The following is a 17815-nucleotide window of genomic DNA, read 5'->3' as shown; positions in this document are numbered from 1 at the left end:
GGAGCTAGTCCTTCTTCTGGACCATGGGGAGGACCTTCTTGAAGTCCTCCTCCTGTCCTGCCCAGAACTGTGCGTAGTCGGCGGCGGACATGTAGCTGGTCTGCAGGCCGAGGTCCTTCATCTTCTGGACCACGGCGGGGTCTTCGATGGCCTTCTGCAGGGCGGCTTCGAGCTTCTTGGCCACAGCGTCGGGCAGCCCCGCCGGGGCGGAGTAGCCGCGCACGGTCCCGGCTTCGAGGTCGTAGCCGGATTCCTTGAAGGTGGGGACGTCCGGCAGCGACGGCGCACGCTCGGCGGACATCACGCCCAGGACGCGGGCCTTGCCCTGCTTGGACAGGTCGGTCACGTCGCTGACGTTGGCCACCAGGATGTCCACGTGCCTTCCGAGGAAGGCAGTGGTGGCCTGGGACGCGCCTTCGGAGAAGTGCACGGGGGCGAATTCGGCGCTGGTGTCTTCCTGGATCTGTGCCAGGGCGAAGTGTTCGCCGGTCTGCAGCCCGGTGGTGCTGGCGGTCATCGACTTCGGCCTGGCCTTGGCAGCGTCAAGGAGTTCCTTGAGCGTCCTGTAGGGGCTGTCCGGCTGGACCGCGATCACGGTGGGGTCGATGACCTGGCGGCCGAGCGGCTGGAAGCTGCTGCGGTTGTACTTGGCCCCACGGGCCGGGTCCAGCGGAGAGACGACCACGGACGGGGAGCCCGTGGCGCCGATGGTGTAGCCGTCCGGCTTGGAACTGGTCAGCTGGGTGTAGCCGATCTGCCCGCCTGCGCCGGGCTTGTTGACCACCTCGACGTTGGTTCCGAGTTCCTTCTCCAGGATCGGCTGCACGAGCCGGGCGGCGGTATCCACCGCGCCTCCCGAAGAGAAGGAGACGATCAGTTCAATCGACTTTCCCTTTTTCGGGAAATCACTGCCGGTGGCCGAGCCGGAGGCGCCGGCGTTACTGCCGCAGGCGGTGAGGGCGATGAGTGCTGCAGCCGCAAAGGCGGTTGCGGCGATGCGTGTACGGGGCATGGTTCTTCTCCTTTGAAGGGGTTGTGCTGGGGGTTGTGCAGGGGATGGCTTAGGTTTCGGGGTCTTCGATGAGGGCCTTGGGCTTGCGCAGCTTCAGGAGCGGGCTGAGCACGATGAGGACACCGACGCCGATCAGCACCGCCGCGATGGGGCGGTTGAGGAAGACGCCGAAGTCGCCCTGTGAGATTTCGAGTGATTCGCGCAGCGAGCGTTCCATCAGCGGACCGAGCACGAGGGTCAGGACCATCGGGGCCAGCGGAATGTCCAGGTGCCGCAGCGCGAGGCCCAGGAGGCCGAAGCCGATCATGACGAAGACATCGAAGACGTTGAAGTTGATGGTGTAGGCGCCGATGACCATGAAGAGCAGGATCAGGGCGGTGAGGATGGGGGCGGGCACCCGGAGGATCGAGGTCCACAGGCCCACCAGGGGAACGTTCAGCAGCAGCAGGAGCAGGTTGCCGATGAAGAGGCTGGCGATGATGGCCCAGGCCACTTCAGAGTGTTCCGTGAACAGGGTCGGTCCGGGAACCAGGCCCTGCTGGAGGAATGCGCCCATGAGGACGGCGATGGTCGGAGATGCCGGGATGCCAAGGGTGAACAGCGGGATCAGCGCGGCGTTGGCGTGGGCATTGTTGGCCGTTTCCGGGCCCGCCACGCCTTCAATGGCTCCGTGGCCCAGCTCGTTGCGGTGCTTCGAGAACTTCTTCTCGGCAACATAGGCCAGCAGCGAGGACACCGAACCGGTCATGCCCGGGATGAGGCCGAGGCCGAAGCCGATGCCGGTGCCGCGGGCCATCGAGGGGGCGCTGCGGCGCCATTCGCTGCGGTTCGGGAGCAGGGACCGCAGACCTGGGGCGTGGACAACGGAGGCAGCCGAGTCCTTGCGGTACGAAAGGATCTCCGAGAGTCCGAAGACGCCCACGATCACGGCCACGAAACTGACGCCGTCCAGCAGGTTGTCGGACCCGAAGGTGAAGCGGGGTGCGCCCGCCACGGGGTCGATGCCCACCATGGAAATCAGCAGGCCGAGTGCCCCTGACATAACCGCCTTGACCATGGATTTGCCCGCGAGGGCGACCAGCAAGGAGATGCCGACAACCATCAGGGCAAAGAACTCCGGCGGGCCGACCAGCAGGCCCATCTCGCCCAGGGGCTTGGCCGCGGCCACCAGACCCAGCGTGGCAATGGTTCCGCCCACGAAGGATCCCACGGCGGCAATCGTGAGGGCGGCTCCGGCCTTGCCGATCTTGGTCATGGCGTAGCCGTCGATCGTGGTGATCGCCGAGGCCGCCTCACCCGGGGTGTTCAGCAGGACACTGGTGATCGTTCCGCCGTAGGCCGTGCCGTAGAAGATGGCACAGAGCATGATGATGGCGCCCGTGGCGTCCAGGTTCATGGTGAGCGGGATGAGCAGCGCGACGCCGGCAACCGGGCCGATGCCCGGGAGTACGCCGATGATGGTGCCCAGCAGGCAGCCCAGGAAAGCGAAGACCAGGTTCTGCCATGTCATGGCAGCAGCGAAGCCGCCGATCAGTTCGTTAAGGGTGTCCACGTCTAGAGTCCGATCGAGTTCAACAGGGAGATTCCCGCAGTGGGCAGGGTGACGTTCAGCCCGTAGTTGAAGGCGTAGAACGCCCCAACGCTTCCGGCAAACGCGATGATCAGGGAGACCAGCCAGTTCCTGCGGCCGCGGATCTTCAGGTGGTACAGCAGGAAGAGGAACATGCTCAGCTGGAAGCCGACCAGGTCCAGCACGGCGGCCAGGACCACGAGGCTCACGACGACGGCGAGCACCAGGCTGCGGTCGACGCCTTCGGCCGTCTCGCTGGGCTGCCTAAGCTCCTGGACCAGCCAGATGGCCGACATCGCCACCAGCACCCCGCCCATGGCGAAGGGGAAAAGTCCGGCGCCCGGACCCAGGGATGTCCAGAGGCCGAGCCCGATTGAACTCACCAGGACGTACACGCCGACGGCGGCAAAGGCAGCGATGCCCGCGAGCACCGTGGGTGCAACATGGGTTGCCTGCTTCGGCTTGGCGGTTAGTGACTCCGTTGTCATCGATTCCTTCTAACACTGGGGGAAAGATCATTTCATAGAATGAAAGACCATTGCGTCTGTAGAAATAGTGACAGCCGCCACATGGTCTGTCAAGCGCAAGGAAATTACATAGAATGAAACAATGACGGTCGCCTCGACTCACTCCGCCGCCTCTGCTGCCGACGATGGCCAGAAGGCCGCGAACATGCGCTCGCTGTCCCGGGCGATGGAAGTGTTCGCCGAACTCCAGCGCGCTGAAAGGCCGCAGCGCCTGAGCGACCTGGCCAGGGCGTGCGGCATGAGCCCGCCCACCACCCTGCGTATCCTGCGGGTGCTGCAGGATTTCGGCATGGTCAGCCAGACCGACAAGTCATACCGGATCGGCCCCGCGGTCCTGCCCGCGGCGCGCAGCTTCCTGGAGAACGATCCACTGGTGGTGGCGGCCCGCCCGATCCTCCAGCAGGCTGCCGCCCAGACAGGCATGACCGTTTCGCTCTACTCACGGCTTGGCTTCGAGCGGATCCTGATCGCGCGCGTGGACGGCGAGTCCCCGCTCCGCTACGACCTTCCCCTGGGCAAGAGGCTGCCGCTCACCGTCGGCGCGGCCGGCAAGATCCTGATTGCTTCGGCCACGGACGGTGAGCTGGAGGAAGTGGTGGGTGCCGCCGTCGCCGCCGGCCATGAGAAGGCCGGCTTCAGCGTTGAGGAGCTGCGCGGGCGGCTGCCCGGTCCCGGCGTCGACTACAGCTATTCCGCGGACGAGCGCGCCACCGGCGTGCTCTCGGTGGCCGTGGCTGTGCCGAACCGGCGTGAGCGGCCCAGCGAGTCGATCGCCTTCACCAGCGTGGTGGAGACCGCAACGGAAGACGGGATGAAGGCCGGAGTTCCGGAGCTTCGCAGGGCGGCAGGCCGGCTCTCGGAAGTGCTGCAGGGTTCGGTCTATTAGCGCGGCGTGGCGCCCGACCGGCTTCTCGGCTTCTAGAGCACCCGCACCGGCTTGCCCTGCGCCCATGCGCGGACGTCCTCGAAGGCCTCGCCGTAGTAGCGGGTGTAGCTTTCGGCGGTGACGTACCCGAGGTGCGGGGTCAGGACGGTGCGCGGCGCGTCCAGGAGCGGATGGTCCGCGGGGAGGGGTTCGACGTCGTACACGTCCAGGGCGGCGCCTCCCAGCCAGCCTTCGTTCAGCCCGCGCAGCAGAGCGTCCCCGTCCACCAGGGGACCGCGCGCGGTGTTGACCAGGATCCCGTCCGGTCCGAGCAGCCGCAGTTCCTCCTCGCCGACCACCCCGCGGGAGCGGTCGGAGAGCCGCACGTGGACACTTACGACGTCGGCCTCCCGGAACAGTGCCTCCTTGCTCACCTTGCGGACGCCGGCGGCAGCCGCGGTTTCCTCGTGGAGGTTGGGGCTCCAGGCGATGACGTCCATGCCGAACGCCTTCGCGTACCCTGCCACTTTCGTGCCGATCTTGCCCAGGCCCAGCACGCCGAGAGTCTTGCCGGCGAGCTCGAAACCGACGGTGCTCTGCAGCCGGCCCGCCCGCATGGCGTTGCCTTCGAACTGCAGGTTCCGTGCGGCAGCCAACAGCAGGGCCCACGTCATTTCCGGTGCGGCTGCTGCGGACCCGCCGGTGCCGCAAACCGTGACGCCGAGGTTCCGTGCGGCGTCGATGTCGATGGACGAGTTGGCCATGCCGGTGGTGACCAGCAGCTTCAGCTTGGGCAACTGGTGGAGCCGGGCGGCGGTGAAGGCGGTGCGTTCGCGCATGGCCACCACGATGCTGAACTCGCGCAGCGCCTGGACCAGGTCTTCTTCGTCCTCGAAGGGGTCGCTGAAGACGGCGACGTCGATGCCGTCGGTGGTGAGCTGGTCCCAGGGGGCATAGTCGTAGGCGACACCCTGGTAGTCATCGAGGATGGCGAGGCGCTGGCGCATGGTGCTCCTTTGGGGGAGGGTTCGTCCTTGGTGACCACGATAGTCACGATGGTGCGGGGTTGGGTGCCAACCTGTAAGGGCACAACAGTGGAGGCTCATGATCGCTCAGGACCACGGCCTTCGTGCCCCTAAGTGTTCTGGACAATTGATCGGTCTAGCAGGGGCCCGGCCGCTGAACGCGGGCGGGAGCAGAGTGCATGGCATACGCGGCTGCTATCGGCTGATCGCACAAGCCGTATCGCGGTCACTTCGTGGAACGCGCGTTCACCACTAGGGCGCGCGAGGATCTCACCGATCTCAAACGCGTACGCCGCCGACACCGGCGCTTCGGGCACCTTCTCGCCTTCGACCCATCGGTGAACCAGCGTATGGTGGCTGGCCGAGATCGGCTCTGGCATCGGAATGCCGGCAGCGAAGGCCGCCCGCTCAAACCTGAACACGTCCTCAACGCGATAGGTCCAGCGGCGGTCGACGAGGTTTAACTCCTTCACCGCGAACGACCCCTGGTCGGTGTCGAGTCGGTACATCCGGTTGGCGAACCCACCGTGGACGCGAATCATCGGCCCGATCGGCGCGCCGAGATGCGAAAGGTCCACCCACTCATCCTAGGAGCTGGCAGTTCATTGATGCACCGAACTTTCCCGCGATGCATGCTTACGATCACCGCCACGCCGACGAACGGCCACAGTCCGACCACTTACCAAACACGCCTTAAGCAGCTTCCCGTACTGCTTCGCTCACTGCGCGCTTGAACTTCCGGTAGATCGCGTCGTCGAGCATCTCCGGATTATCTTGGTCCAACATGATCCAAGCCTAGGGGTCGGGGGTGGCAGAGTGTCGTCCCAGGTGGTCGTTTCCCAGCCGCGATAGGCGTAGCCGCCATAGTCGTCGTCGTGGTGTTGATGCTCACCGAACTGCTTTGTCTGCTTCAAGCGGTCTTCGGCGAGGGCGTCTGACTGCCCGTAAGCCGGTGCCTGAGCGGGACGCTACATGGCCGTCCGGTCTTACGCGGACGGGGTGATCATGCGACGTCGAGATGAGGAGAATGTGGGTCAGGTCGGTAACCCTGCGCGTCGCTGAGCGGTGACGAGATAATTCGGTTGGGTCGCGTCGTACGTGGACCCTGCGAGGCTTAGACCTGCGGCCGCGAGATCGGCTAGGAGTTCCTCGTGGTGGAAGGGCCAAATCGGCAGCAGTTCGGTCGTCACCTTCAACTGGTCACCGTCCTGGAGTGCTGCCACGGCGATCTGCAGGTGGTGTTCGGCGTCCCATGAAGGCGGCACCCGCCAGGAGTACACCACCACTGCCTTGCGGCCGGCGCGTTCCACGAGCCGGTCCCAGACGTCCAGCCTGCTGCCGGCTGAGCGGATCTGCTCCCAGTTGCGGGAGGTCAGCGCCAGCACCCCACCCGTCGCCAACACGAATGCCATGCCGTCGAGTGCGGCGCGCCGGCCACTGCGTCCGACCGCGTGCGCGAGCGAGTTCCCGACGCACAACACAGCGTCGAACCGGTCGGGCCAGCCTTGATTGGGTAGCTGGTCCCAGCGGCAAACCCGCGTCGATACCTCGACTCCGTGAGCGCGAGCCAGCGCCTGGGTCCGCTCGACCATCGCCGGGCTGGCATCGCACGCGGTGACTCGGAACCCGGCCTCAGCCAGCCCCACCGCCAGCAACCCAATCCCGCAGGCGCAGTCCAAGATCTGTCCCCCCGGGTCGAGCCCCGCCGTCACCATCTCGAACGCCTGCGCATTCCCCGCCGGGGACGCCTTAGCATCCGGTACCAGCCACTCATACACCGACGCCAATGACCCGTAAGCAACCTCACCCACAGCGATCCCTCCCCAGGCACATCGTGGCACGCCCCTTGTGGTTCTGTTTGCTTTCCTGGCCGTTCATCGTAGATCCCTCCGCTCGGAGGGTTCAAGGCTCGATCGCGCCTAGCGGCGCAAAGCTCGTTCTTCCACCGGTGGGCCATGCGCGGGCTGCTGGCCATCGCATACCCCGGTCCACTGAAGACGAATCGAGAGGCCTCACACGCTCGTGCAAGGTCCGCCCCAAAGCCGGTCCGGCCCCGGCAACACCGGAAAGATCCCGCGTTGCCGGGGCAGCCTTCGCACCACCAAGGGACCTACTTCTTCGGCAACCCAGGCGGGTTCAGTTCCGACTTCGTAATCGCCTCCGAAGAAAGCCCCCAGCGGTCCAGGATCTTCCCGTACGTCCCGTTCTTGATAAGCACGTTCAGCGCGGCCTGCGCAGCAACCGCGAGCCCGTTGCCCTTCTTGGTGGTGAAGGCGATGTCGGCCTTCAGCGGCCAGCCGCCGTTGACGGTGCCCACCTGCTTGGTCTTGCCGTCCTTCGCGGCCTTGTACGCCGCCCCCGCGTTCGGACCGAAAGTCAGGTCCGCACGGCCGGACTGGATCGCGAGCGACGAGGCGGAGTCGTCGTCGTAATACTGGAACTCAACCGGCTTCAGGCCGTTCTTCTTGTTGTTCTCGGTGATGGGGGAGTCGCTCTTGGCGTAGAAGCCCAGAGAAGTCGGTGATGCTTGGTGATGCGGCAACAGCCACGGGTTCAAGGCGCTGCGGGATGCCTATGCGCCTGAGGCCGGGCACGGAGTTCGATGATCCTTTCTATGTCTGGTCCTTTGGCGAGGCTGCCTTCAATTGAAAGCAGGGACAGCAATTGCAGCGGACGTTGTGATTCTGCGGCAGCCTGCATTTTGTGGTGGCCATCGAGCAGGAAATGGGTGAGACCCCAGTGAGCGTAGTAATCGGTTCCGTGGTTCATTGCGGGCTGGCAAATGTCGAGGATCGATACAGCTACGGCCGTTGGCCTCGAAGAGTTTGAAAGTTTCCGGACGTACTTTTTGACGCGATCGGGTTCGTTCCAGGCCGGCGGCACCATAGGGACTACGAACTCGTACGCGTGCGCAGACGTATCGACCGGAGCCCGCCACGTCCGGTAATACGGCGTTTGTGGATATTCGGGCAGCCCCCAGAATCCTGACACGCCCCATGTGGCGACCTGTTCCTCGCTGAAGTAGTCGCCAGCTCCGCCTGGATACACGAGGTGGGGCTGCAATCTGAGAAGCATAGGGACGTAAGACCCGCCGGGCAGCATTGCCGAGAACGCCTCGAGGACACCGGCGTCGATGTTCTCGAGGCCTGAGTTCAGGGTCTGCTGCATTTCAGGAATAGACAACGTCTCCGTTGCGCCTTCCAGGCGCTTGAACAGGAGCGGGCACGTTCCACACCAGAAAGAGAGCTCAAACGCAGGGTCCGGACCTTCCCACATCAGACGCCGCCCCGCCCACTGACCCTTCGGTTTCGCTTCCTCGCCGAACCGCAGCACGGACGACAGGGACTCATCGACGAGCCGCGTCTTTCCGGTTTCCAACAGCATGATCGGCAGTCTAGTCCCGAGCCTCTGGCGACGGCCTAGCGCGATTGCGCCGCCAAGCTGCCTTCTTACCGGTATTCGAACCGCTCGAGGGCTGGCCGCTGGACCCCACCGTAGGATGGGCGGCGAGGAAAGGCAGGAAGATGATTACCCGTGCAGACGTAGAGGCGGCCTACGCAAAGACCGCCGGCCTGGTCCGGCATACACCGATGGTTTCGTCCGGGGAAGATTTGCCGTTCACCCTCTGGTTCAAATGCGAATTCATGCAGCACACCGGCTCCTTCAAGGCACGTGGGGCCTTCAACCGGCAGCTCACTGCCCGAGAGGACGGCGAGCTCTCCGAAACCGCAGGAATCGTGGTTGCATCCGGCGGAAACGCCGGCCTGGCCAATGCCTTCGCGGCGGCCCGCCTGGGCGTGCCAGCCACGGTCTTTGTCCCCGAGACGGCGCCAGCAAACAAAGTCGCGAAGCTCCACGCTGCGGGCGCCACAGTGGTGCAGCACGGATCGGAGTACGCAGAGGCGTTCACCGCTGCCGCCGAATTCGCGGCTTTCAACGGGGCAGTCCTCTGCCATGCCTACGACCAGCCCGGGATCGTGGCCGGCGCCGGAGGGGTCGGGCTTGAGGTGCTGGCCGAGCTGCCCGACGTCGACACCCTCCTGGTAGCTGTTGGCGGCGGCGGGCTGATGGGCGGCATCGCCGCCGCCGTCGAGGGTAAAGCCAGGGTGGTGGGAGTCGAGCCCGAGACGGTGCCGACCCTGCACGAGGCCCTCGCGGCCGGCCGCCCCGTGGACGTTTCCGTGTCCGGAGTCGCTGCGGATTCACTTGGGGCGCGCCGCATCGGCGAAATCGGTTTCGACGTCGCACGGCGTACCGGGGTGCAGAGCGTCCTGGTCAGCGACGACGACATCATTGCCGCCCGGCGGCGCTTGTGGGAGAACCGCCGGATCGTCGTCGAACACGGAGCGGCAGCCGCATACGCTGCCCTGTTGTCCGGGGCATATCGGCCCGCCGACGGCGAGACTGTGGCCGTTGTGCTCTGCGGAGCGAACACGGATCCTTCGAGTCTCTAGACGTCGACTGCTCCGTAACTGTCGTTCAGGCGCCAGCGTCAGTTACGGAGCAATCGAAAAGGGACCTACTTCTTCGGCAACCCAGGCGGGTTCAGTTCCGACTTCGTAATCGCCTCCGAAGAAAGCCCCCAGCGGTCCAGGATCTTCCCGTACGTCCCGTTCTTGATAAGCACGTTCAGCGCGGCCTGCGCAGCAACCGCGAGCCCGTTGCCCTTCTTGGTGGTGAAGGCGATGTCGGCCTTCAGCGGCCAGCCGCCGTTGACGGTGCCCACCTGCTTGGTCTTGCCGTCCTTCGCGGCCTTGTACGCCGCCCCCGCGTTCGGACCGAAAGTCAGGTCCCCACGGCCGGACTGGATGGCCAGCGAGGAGGCGGAGTCGTCGTCGTAATACAGGATCGCCTCCTGGTTGGTGCCCGAGCCCACGATCACCCGCTTGCCCGCCACGTCCTTCGCTTCCTTGACCTCGCCAATGTCCGAGTCACTCTTCGCGTCGGGGCGCCGCCCGGGCAAAGGTGTCTCAAACTGGCACAGCGTCAGCATGGTGTCCACTCGCTACTGTGATTCAGCACTCAGGATTTAGTGACGAGGACTACATGAACAACACCACAATTGACGCGCCGAAAGTGGCGCGTCCCTCCCAGGAGAATCGGCTCAGCGGCAACATGGGAGTCGGGGAGCTCGTGATGAACGTGCTCGCGTTCTCGTCGCCGCTGGCCACGGTTGCGGGCACGCTGCCCGTACTGCTGATGTTCAGCGGCCAGACGGCTCCGGCCATTTACGTTCTGGTCACGTTGATGTTGCTGATTTTCTCCGTCGGCTTCGTCAAGATGAGCCGCAGCGTCCGGGGCGGGGGAGGTTTCTACTCCTTTGTCACTGCCGGCTTGGGCAAACCTGCAGGCCTCGGCGGCGCCTTTTTGGCCCTTTTCGGCTACATCCTCATTGGATTCTTCGCCCCTTCGTTTTTCGGCGTGGCCCTCCAGGGATTCGTCGTCAACACCCTCAACGGCCCGGATGTTCCTTGGTATTGGTACGCGCTCGGCATCATCGCCGTCACCACCGTCCTTGCGTACAACCGCATCGACCTCTCCGCGAAGTTGCTCACGGCTGTAATGCTTCTTGAGGTGGCTGTCATCGTCGTCTTCGACTTCGCGTCATTCTCCGTAAACGGACTTGATGCTGTGCACGGGGTGGGATTCGCCCTTCCCTCCCTCACCGATGCGAGCATCGGCCTCGCCTTGTTGTTCGCCGTCGGGAACTTTTTTGGCTTCGAAGCAACAGTGATCTACCGGGACGAGGTCAAGAACCCCGACAAGACGATCTCGCGGGCGACGTTCCTGGCAGTCATCGGCATTGGCCTCTTCTACGCGGTTGCTGCCTGGGCATTCATCGCGTTCCTGGGGCCGGACAACGTGCAGGCCGCGGCGGAAAGCAACACTGTCAATCTGTTCAACGACGCCGTAGCCGCGTTGGCGGGCAAGATCTTCGCGGATGTTGCCATGATCCTGCTTATTACGTCCGTCCTGGCGTGCATGCTGTCCATCCAGAACATCGCCGCACGGTACAGCTTCTCGCTTGCCGCCGACCACGCACTGCCTCCAGTCCTCGGACGGGTCCATCCCCGCCACAAGTCTCCGTACGTATCTGCCCTGGCAGTGGGCCTCGTCTGGGCTGTGGCGACGGTGATCTTCACAGCCATAGGTGTTGCCCCCGACGCCCTGTATCCCATCGCTTCCGGCAGCGGCACTTTCGCCGTGCTGCTCCTGATGTTCATCACCAGCTTTGCGGTCCTCGTTTACTTCCTCCGCCGCCGCCGTTCCGCACCGGAGTCGGTCTGGAAGACCATCGTCGCGCCGATCATCAGCGTGCTCTTCCTTGGCGCTATCACCTACCTGGCGATCACTAACTACCCGGAGCTGATCGGAGGCTCGGCCGTGATGACGGTCATCTTCATGACCTTCACCTTCGCGCTGTTCTTTGGTGGCATTGCGTACGCATTCTTCCTCCGCTCCAAGCGCCCCGAAATCTACGCCCGGCTGGGCCGTCAGAAAATCGGTTGATCGGCGTCGCCGGTGCTGGCTGCTTCCGGATTGGTATCAGACGCAGGAGAGGACTCAGAACTCAACGCTGAGGACGGTTCGTGAGAGTAGGACCGCCCGGTCCGCCAGTTCCTTAAGCTCGGCGTCGTCGGATTCTGTCGATGCCCACCGCGTTGCTCCCTCCAGCAGTGTCATGACAACTTTGACGTGCTCCCGGGCTTTCGGATAGCCCATGTCGCGCGCTGCTGCCACGTACATGTTTTCGTGGAGATCGACCCAGTCGTCAACCTGGGTGCGCAAGTCACGGGGGAGGATGCCGGCCATTCTGTCCGTCGCTACCAACAGGTCCCAGAGATTGCTTTCGGGAAGCCGCACCTGGCGGGTGAAATGAAGCCGGACCATGGAGTCCCAGAATTCATCGGCCGAAGCGGCCTGGCTCACTGCATCGATCAAGGCGACGCCGAAACGATGGAAGTGCCAGCGCAGCGACTCGGCCACGATCTCATCCCGCCCTGCCGGAAAGTGCGAGTAGAGGCTGGGCGGCTTGATGTTGACTGCATTCGCAATGGTTCGCATCGACACGGAGTTGAAGCCGTTGGCTATCGCCAACTCGAGGAATGCTTCGAGGATGTGCTGACGAGCGGCTTTCTGCCCCGCCCAGTTCCACTCCTCAAGGCGATGGACAAAGGCGTCAAGGGCGGCCTCGTATGACGTAGCGCTCATAATTCCGTCATCGTAACAGCCGGCGGCTTGGTCGCCGTTGCGGTCTGGAAGGACGGCTCGGGGACGGCGCTCGAATGTGCCAAATTTCCCACATCGCCTCTTCCCTAACGACCATTAGTTAGCTAAGCTGGATTTGGCAGCAAGGGGTACCTCCCTGGAGCCCTATGAGCGGTCTGAACGGGAAGAGCAGAAAATGGTCACCGAATATCCGGGTGTGGGGACCAGTCGGAGCGACGTCGTCTTTGGTAGCGGCCTTTCAGGCATGGTGGCTGCTTATATTCGCGCCCGGGCGCGCGAGGATAATGCGGCCTCGGACGAAAATTGGAGCGCCGAATCCGCGTTCCGGTCCCGCCGCAAGCCAGCCCATGCCAGGAGGCCCCTCGTATTCCGCGCTCGCAGGAACGAAGAAGGCGACCAAAATGGCCTCGGCTGAAGTCCTGTCCCCTTGGCCGTATGAGTCCTTGCGCGAAACGAACCGTGTTCGCGAACTGTTCCTGATGCAGCCGCATGCTGATCTGACGGGAATCAGGCCGATCGTGGCTCGCTCCTGGTACCGAAGCCGGGCCGCTGGAGTTGATGCAGTGGCCGATCGGGGATTCTTCGACGAGGGCCGGGTAGATGAACACACGATCCATGCCGCCGGTCCGCACTTGCAGAAGCTGGATGAAGTTGCGGCGGACCTGGGTGGATACGTAAGCCTGACGGCACCCAACGGAGTGCTTGTGAAGGCAGACTTCCTGCGCGATGACGGCTTTCCCGCCGGATACTCGCTGTTGGAGGAGAGCTGCGGGAGCAACGGTGAGGGGCTCGCGCTGGAAGAGGGGCGAGGGGTCTGGCTGGCCCCGGAGGAGCACTTCCGTGAGGACATGCGCGGCAACTGGTGCTTTGCGTCTCTGGTACGCGACCCGTTCCACAACCGAGTGCGGGCTGTGATTGGGCTGACGCTTCCCGCCAACCGGGTGTCCACCCTTGAACCGTCTTCAACGCTGCTGATGCTGGAGGGCGTAGCCTCGCGAATCGAGCGTGACATCGAGGTGCGGACTTCTTCCAGGGAGCGCGCGCTGCTCAGCGAATACCTGAGGATTTCCCGGCGAAGGGGCAACCGCGCCGTCATCGCCCTGGACGGTAAGAACTCCCTCCTGAACGCTTCGGCGACTGCCTCGTTGGAGGACCGCGACTTTTCGATTATCTCGGGCTATGCCAAAGCCGTGATGTCCTCCGGCCGGGACATGAATTGTGAGGTAATGCTGCAAGGGCCCGGTCTGGCCACCCTGGAAGTCTCCCCTGTGACCCTCTCAGCCGCGAATATCGGGGCCATTGTTGTGGTCCGGCCGCACTCGCCATCCAAAGAACGCTCAGTCGAAACGAAGAGCCCCCCGCAGGAGCTGGAAGGTTCCATCCAGGGGGCCGCCGACCGCTTGTTGTCCCAGCTCGACGGGACCAGTACCGAATTCAAGCGCACCCTGAATCTCGCTCGGAAGGCTGTTGACCAGGTTCGGTCCGTTGTGATGATAGGTGAGTTGGGCAGCGGAAAACGCCGACTGGCCAGCGCCATCGCTTCGCTGCGTGGCAGCCAAATGGTAGTCGATGCGCGGAGCGGCGCGCTGAGGAACCCGCAGCTCAGGGACGTGCTTCACCGTGTGGCCACGGAATTGCCATCGACCCTAATCGTTGAACACGCGGACGAACTCTCGCAGAACGAAGCCAGCGAGATTGCGCAGAGTTTGCGGGGCAACTCGGCCACCAAGCTGATCTTCACCATCGCCAGGCCTACGGATGCCACGTTGTTGCTCTCCGAGTCCTTCGATGTCCTTGAGATCTCTGTCGCCCCGTTGCGGAACAGGCGGGAAGATATCCCACAACTCGCGAATGCCATTGCGGAGGAACTGGGGGAACGAAGGTTGTCCCGGAGGCTCATTACGACACTGACACACGCCGACTGGCCGCGGAACATTGACCAGCTGCGGGCAGTGGTGTCCAACGCGGTTGAGCGTGCGGAAGGTGCAGAGGTCACGGTCGATGACCTTCCGCAGGGATTCCACCGCGTTCTGACCAAGGGACGCCTCTCGAGGCTTGAGGATGCTGAACTCAGCGAACTCCGTACCGCCCTTACCGAAGCGAACGGCAACCGCAGCCTGGCGGCGGAAACGCTCCAGATTGGCCGTTCGACGCTCTACCGCCGGATGGATTATTTCCGCAGCCGGGGATTCGACCTCTAGTCCAAACGTCGGCACAAGAAGGTGCCGGTCATCCCGGATGACCGGCACCTTGGGCTGCCCGGGGAGTCCGCGTCATGCAGGCCCAGGTGTCCCATCGTGTGTCTCGATCTGGCACGGATGGGTCTCTTGATATCGCGTTGTACTTGAAATCACCCGAAACCGGCACCTCCCGAAAAGGTGCTAGGCAGCGAACGAGGGTACGACACGAACAGGACGAGAAACTATGACCCGCGATGCCCAGGGAACCATTCTTGTGGCCCCTCACCATTTCCCGAACCTGGACCGCGAGCACGCGCTTGCGGAAGAGTTCGGCTACAAACTCAACCCCGCGGCTGACGCCGACGGCTTCCGCGCAGGGCTTCCCGAAGCTGACATTGTGATGATTACCCCCTACGCACGGCTGACGGCCGCGGACTTCCCGGTAATGCGCAAATGCCGGGCTGTCATCCGGTACGGCATCGGCTACGACAACATCGACGTTGCCGCGGCCACGGAAGCCGGCATTCCCGTATCCATCGTCCCGGGCACTGCATCGGAAGAGGTCGCCTCGCACGCGTTCGCCATGGGGCTGGCGCTGGCCCGGCGTTTGCCGGCCGGTGACGCCTCGATCCGCGACCACGGCTGGGCCGGAACCATCAGCTATGACACCCCGGTGCTCTCCGAACTTGAGGTCGGCGTGCTCGGAATGGGACGCATCGGCCAGCACGTGGCGCGGATGTACCAGGCCGTCGGAGCACGAGTACGGGCCTATGACCCCTTTGTCACGGACAGCTTCGTGGAGATGACCGGCCTCGCCGACGTCCTGGAGAACTCCGACGTCGTCTCCCTGCATCTGCCCCTGAGCGACGACACCGCAAACCTTGTCTCCGGAGACGTCCTGGCGAAGATGCGCAAAGGCGCCGTCGTCGTCAACGTGTCGCGCGGAGGCCTCATCGATGAAGCGGCCCTCGCGGCCGCGTTGGCCTCGGGGCACATTGCGGGTGCGGGGATCGATACATTCGCCCAGGAACCGCTCGGCCCCGAACACCCGCTTCGCTCAGCTCCCAACACCATCCTCACGCCCCACATCGCCTGGCGTTCGAATCGCTCGACGGGCGCCCTGCAGGACGGCGCGGTGGAGCGGGTGCGGCTCGCACTCACCGGGCAGCCGCTGATCGATCTTGTGAACTGAAAGAAGGACGAATTGGGAACGAACACTCACCTAGAGCCAGCTGCACAGCGCGGAATCGCGGAGGATCCACACCTGCGCAGGGGTCCACGGGGTTTCCCGTTGTTGCCGGGTGGCTACGGGCGGTCGACCTACTACACCGGCGCACCGAGTCCCTATGCGATCCGGGGCGAAGGCTACCGGGTCTGGGATGACCGCGGCCGCGAACTGATCGATGCAAACAACAACTTCACCTCGCTGATCCACGGCAACGCCCATCCCGAGATCACTGAAGCAGCCACGAAAGCCCTGGCGAGTGGAGCCAGTTGGGGCATCCCCAACCTCTACGAATGGGAACTAGCCGATCTGCTGCTCTCGCGCCTGCCGGACCTCGACCAAGTGCGCTTTACGAACTCCGGCACTGAGGCCGTGATGTCGGCGATCCGGATCGCGCGGGCCAGCACCGGGCGTGAGCGGGTCGTTGTCACCAAGGGCGGCTACCACGGCACATCCGAAGTCGCGCTGGTGCCAGGCGGCCCGAGCTACACGCGGGGTGTAACCCAGGGCGTGATCGACGACGTCACTGCAGTGCCGCTCAATGACATCCACTTCCTGCGCCAGGCGGTTGAAGCCGCTCCGGACGCTTACGCGGCCATCATTCTCGACCTCTTGCCCAACCGGGCCGGCTTGCTGAGCATCTCCGAGGATTTCGTGCGAGAGGCCCGGGAACTCGCGACGCGCTTTGGGATTGTCCTGATCATCGACGAGGTCATCAGCTTGCGACTCGGCTACAACGGCCTTAGCGGAGACTATGGAGTCTCCCCTGATCTGCTTACCACCGGCAAGCTCATTGGCGGCGGATTCGCCGTCGGGGCGGTGGTCGGCAAGGCGGAGCTCATGGCCGAGGTGGACCCGACCCGCCCAGGCAGCCTTCCCCACGGTGGCACGTTCTCAGGAAACCCCGTCAGCATGGCCGCCGGCGCAGCTGCGCTGCGCTTGTACCCGCACGAGGAAGTGCTGCGCCTGAACCGACTCGGGGACACCACCCGTGAAGCTGTGAAGTCCAAAATCGCCGAAGCGGGCTGGGAGATCCGTGGCCGTGGTTCCTTGCTCCGGGCAGTTCCCGCGGGCGCGGAAAAGGTCAGCGAGGAGATCCAGCATCGCCTGTGGTGGGCAAGCTATGAGCGTGGCTTGCTCGGTTCGCCCGCCAATTTGCTCTCCCTCTCCACACCCATGGACGAAAACGTCGCGGCGGATATCGCCGAGCGCCTCGCCGATGCCGTGCTCGGGGTGGCGGGATGCGCCGAAGCAAAAGACGGGAGCCAGAAACTGTGAAGCTCATCTCTTACGAACACGAATCCGGCATTCGGGGCGGCGTCCTGGTTGAAGACTCGGTCTACGACCTCGAGCTTCTTCTGCAGGGCTCGAACGAGGCGGTCCACGGAGCAACGGCCTCCGTTCGTGAGTTCCTTGAACTCTATGGTGAACGGATTGCGGCGGTCTCTGCTGAGGTAACAGCCCTCGCTGCGCAAGACCCGGTGGCCCGCGTCGGCGCACGGTCTGAGGTTCGCCTGACGACGCCGGTCACGGACCCTTCGAAGGTGCTCTGCATCGGGCTCAACTACAAGGACCACGTGGCTGAAACCGGACGGGCCTTACCCGAGTACCCGGATGTCTTTGCCAAGTTCGCCTCCACCATGATCGGTCCCGAGGACGAGATCGGCGGTGCGCGGGTCAGCGGAAACCTCGACTTCGAAGGTGAGGTCGCAGTAGTCATCGGCCACCGCGCGAGCGAGGTTTCAGAGGCCGAAGCACTCCAGTATGTCGCTGGCCTTGCCGCGCTGAACGACGTCACGGCACGCGATCTTCAGTACCGCGGAACCCAGTGGCTGGCCGGTAAGGCGGTTGATGGCTCAACGCCCTGGGGGCCGGCCCTGGTAACGCTGGACGAAGTCGGAGACCCGCAAACACTTGAGTTGGCCACGCGGGTGAACGGCGTTGAAGTGCAACGCTCCAATACGCGGTACCAGATCTTTTCCATCGCGCGCATCGTCTCCTACCTGTCGAGCTTCCTCACGCTTGAACCGGGTGACGTCATCGCGACCGGTACGCCCCAAGGCATCGGTGCGAAGCGGAACCCGCCAATCTGGCTCGAGCCAGGCGACACGGTGGAAATCGACATCGAAAAGGTCGGGCTGCTTCGCAACCGCGTCGGCAAGCCCCAGCTCTAACCCAGCC

Annotated in this window: 15 protein-coding genes and 2 pseudogenes; 7 read left to right on the top strand and 10 right to left on the bottom strand. The window is 64.1% G+C overall.

What is annotated here, in order from left to right; all coding sequences use genetic code 11:
- Window positions 1–4: 4 nt before the first annotated feature.
- From ACZ9CK_RS16610 to ACZ9CK_RS16600, 3 genes are read right to left on the bottom strand one after another with little or no spacing between them, the layout of a single operon-like run.
- Entirely contained in the window at window positions 5–1012 is a 1008-nt protein-coding gene (locus ACZ9CK_RS16610; protein ID WP_426300451.1) for a tripartite tricarboxylate transporter substrate binding protein, read from the bottom strand.
- Between the two features lie 49 nt (window positions 1013–1061).
- Window positions 1062–2564 carry a tripartite tricarboxylate transporter permease gene (locus ACZ9CK_RS16605; RefSeq protein WP_426300449.1) on the bottom strand — a complete coding sequence of 501 codons (1503 nt, stop codon included), beginning with the start codon at window positions 2562–2564 and terminating at the stop codon, window positions 1062–1064.
- A 2-nt stretch (window positions 2565–2566) separates the two neighbouring features.
- Window positions 2567–3070 (bottom strand): tripartite tricarboxylate transporter TctB family protein, encoded by a 504-nt coding sequence (locus ACZ9CK_RS16600; RefSeq protein ID WP_426300447.1) that lies wholly within the window; start codon window positions 3068–3070, stop codon window positions 2567–2569.
- Window positions 3071–3191: 121 nt separating this feature from the next.
- On the opposite strand from ACZ9CK_RS16600, the gene ACZ9CK_RS16595 reads away from it, so the two are divergent.
- Complete coding sequence (locus ACZ9CK_RS16595) at window positions 3192–3995, top strand: IclR family transcriptional regulator (protein ID WP_426300445.1); 804 nt, start codon at window positions 3192–3194, stop codon at window positions 3993–3995.
- A 32-nt stretch (window positions 3996–4027) separates the two neighbouring features.
- Here ACZ9CK_RS16595 and ACZ9CK_RS16590 read toward each other — a convergent pair whose 3' ends face one another.
- From ACZ9CK_RS16590 to ACZ9CK_RS16570, 5 genes and pseudogenes are all read right to left on the bottom strand, one after another.
- Window positions 4028–4981, bottom strand: coding sequence for a D-2-hydroxyacid dehydrogenase family protein (locus ACZ9CK_RS16590; protein ID WP_426300443.1), 954 nt, complete (start codon window positions 4979–4981; stop codon window positions 4028–4030).
- A gap of 128 nt (window positions 4982–5109) precedes the next feature.
- On the bottom strand, window positions 5110–5577 hold the full coding sequence (locus ACZ9CK_RS16585) for a phosphotransferase (protein ID WP_426300441.1): 468 nt from the start codon (window positions 5575–5577) through the stop codon (window positions 5110–5112).
- Window positions 5578–6033: 456 nt separating this feature from the next.
- Window positions 6034–6714 (bottom strand): class I SAM-dependent methyltransferase, encoded by a 681-nt coding sequence (locus ACZ9CK_RS16580; RefSeq protein ID WP_476050919.1) that lies wholly within the window; start codon window positions 6712–6714, stop codon window positions 6034–6036.
- Between the two features lie 395 nt (window positions 6715–7109).
- Window positions 7110–7511 (bottom strand): annotated as a pseudogene (locus ACZ9CK_RS16575) (type 2 periplasmic-binding domain-containing protein); the annotation flags it as partial.
- Window positions 7512–7552: 41 nt separating this feature from the next.
- Window positions 7553–8383 (bottom strand): hypothetical protein, encoded by an 831-nt coding sequence (locus ACZ9CK_RS16570; RefSeq protein ID WP_476050511.1) that lies wholly within the window; start codon window positions 8381–8383, stop codon window positions 7553–7555.
- A 140-nt stretch (window positions 8384–8523) separates the two neighbouring features.
- Between ACZ9CK_RS16570 and ACZ9CK_RS16565 the strand changes: the two genes are divergently transcribed.
- Window positions 8524–9453, top strand: a complete 930-nt coding sequence (locus ACZ9CK_RS16565; RefSeq protein ID WP_476050510.1) for a threonine/serine dehydratase — start codon at window positions 8524–8526, stop codon at window positions 9451–9453.
- 65 nt (window positions 9454–9518) lie between these two features.
- On the opposite strand, the pseudogene ACZ9CK_RS16560 reads toward ACZ9CK_RS16565, so the two are convergent.
- Window positions 9519–9941, bottom strand: a pseudogene (locus tag ACZ9CK_RS16560) (type 2 periplasmic-binding domain-containing protein); the annotation flags it as partial.
- A 104-nt stretch (window positions 9942–10045) separates the two neighbouring features.
- Here ACZ9CK_RS16560 and ACZ9CK_RS16555 point away from each other — a divergent pair.
- A complete protein-coding gene (locus ACZ9CK_RS16555; RefSeq protein WP_476050509.1) occupies window positions 10046–11509 on the top strand; it encodes an APC family permease in 1464 nt (487 codons plus the stop codon).
- Window positions 11510–11563: 54 nt separating this feature from the next.
- Here the strand turns inward: ACZ9CK_RS16555 and ACZ9CK_RS16550 are convergent, their stop codons facing one another.
- On the bottom strand, window positions 11564–12211 hold the full coding sequence (locus tag ACZ9CK_RS16550; RefSeq protein WP_476050508.1) for a TetR/AcrR family transcriptional regulator: 648 nt from the start codon (window positions 12209–12211) through the stop codon (window positions 11564–11566).
- 419 nt (window positions 12212–12630) lie between these two features.
- Here ACZ9CK_RS16550 and ACZ9CK_RS16545 point away from each other — a divergent pair, with 419 nt between their 5' ends.
- From ACZ9CK_RS16545 to ACZ9CK_RS16530, 4 genes are all read left to right on the top strand, one after another.
- A complete protein-coding gene (locus ACZ9CK_RS16545; RefSeq protein WP_426300431.1) occupies window positions 12631–14430 on the top strand; it encodes a sigma-54-dependent Fis family transcriptional regulator in 1800 nt (599 codons plus the stop codon).
- 223 nt (window positions 14431–14653) lie between these two features.
- Complete coding sequence (locus tag ACZ9CK_RS16540; RefSeq protein WP_476050507.1) at window positions 14654–15601, top strand: C-terminal binding protein; 948 nt, start codon at window positions 14654–14656, stop codon at window positions 15599–15601.
- A 12-nt stretch (window positions 15602–15613) separates the two neighbouring features.
- A complete protein-coding gene (locus tag ACZ9CK_RS16535) occupies window positions 15614–16912 on the top strand; it encodes an aspartate aminotransferase family protein (protein WP_426300427.1) in 1299 nt (432 codons plus the stop codon).
- On the top strand, window positions 16909–17808 hold the full coding sequence (locus ACZ9CK_RS16530) for a fumarylacetoacetate hydrolase family protein (RefSeq protein ID WP_426300425.1): 900 nt from the start codon (window positions 16909–16911) through the stop codon (window positions 17806–17808). The genes ACZ9CK_RS16535 and ACZ9CK_RS16530 overlap by 4 nt, the downstream gene beginning before the upstream one ends.
- Window positions 17809–17815 lie beyond the last annotated feature (7 nt).

The organism is Arthrobacter sp. TE26545 (assembly GCF_056279005.1).
This window is presented reverse-complemented; position numbering and strand designations above follow the sequence as displayed.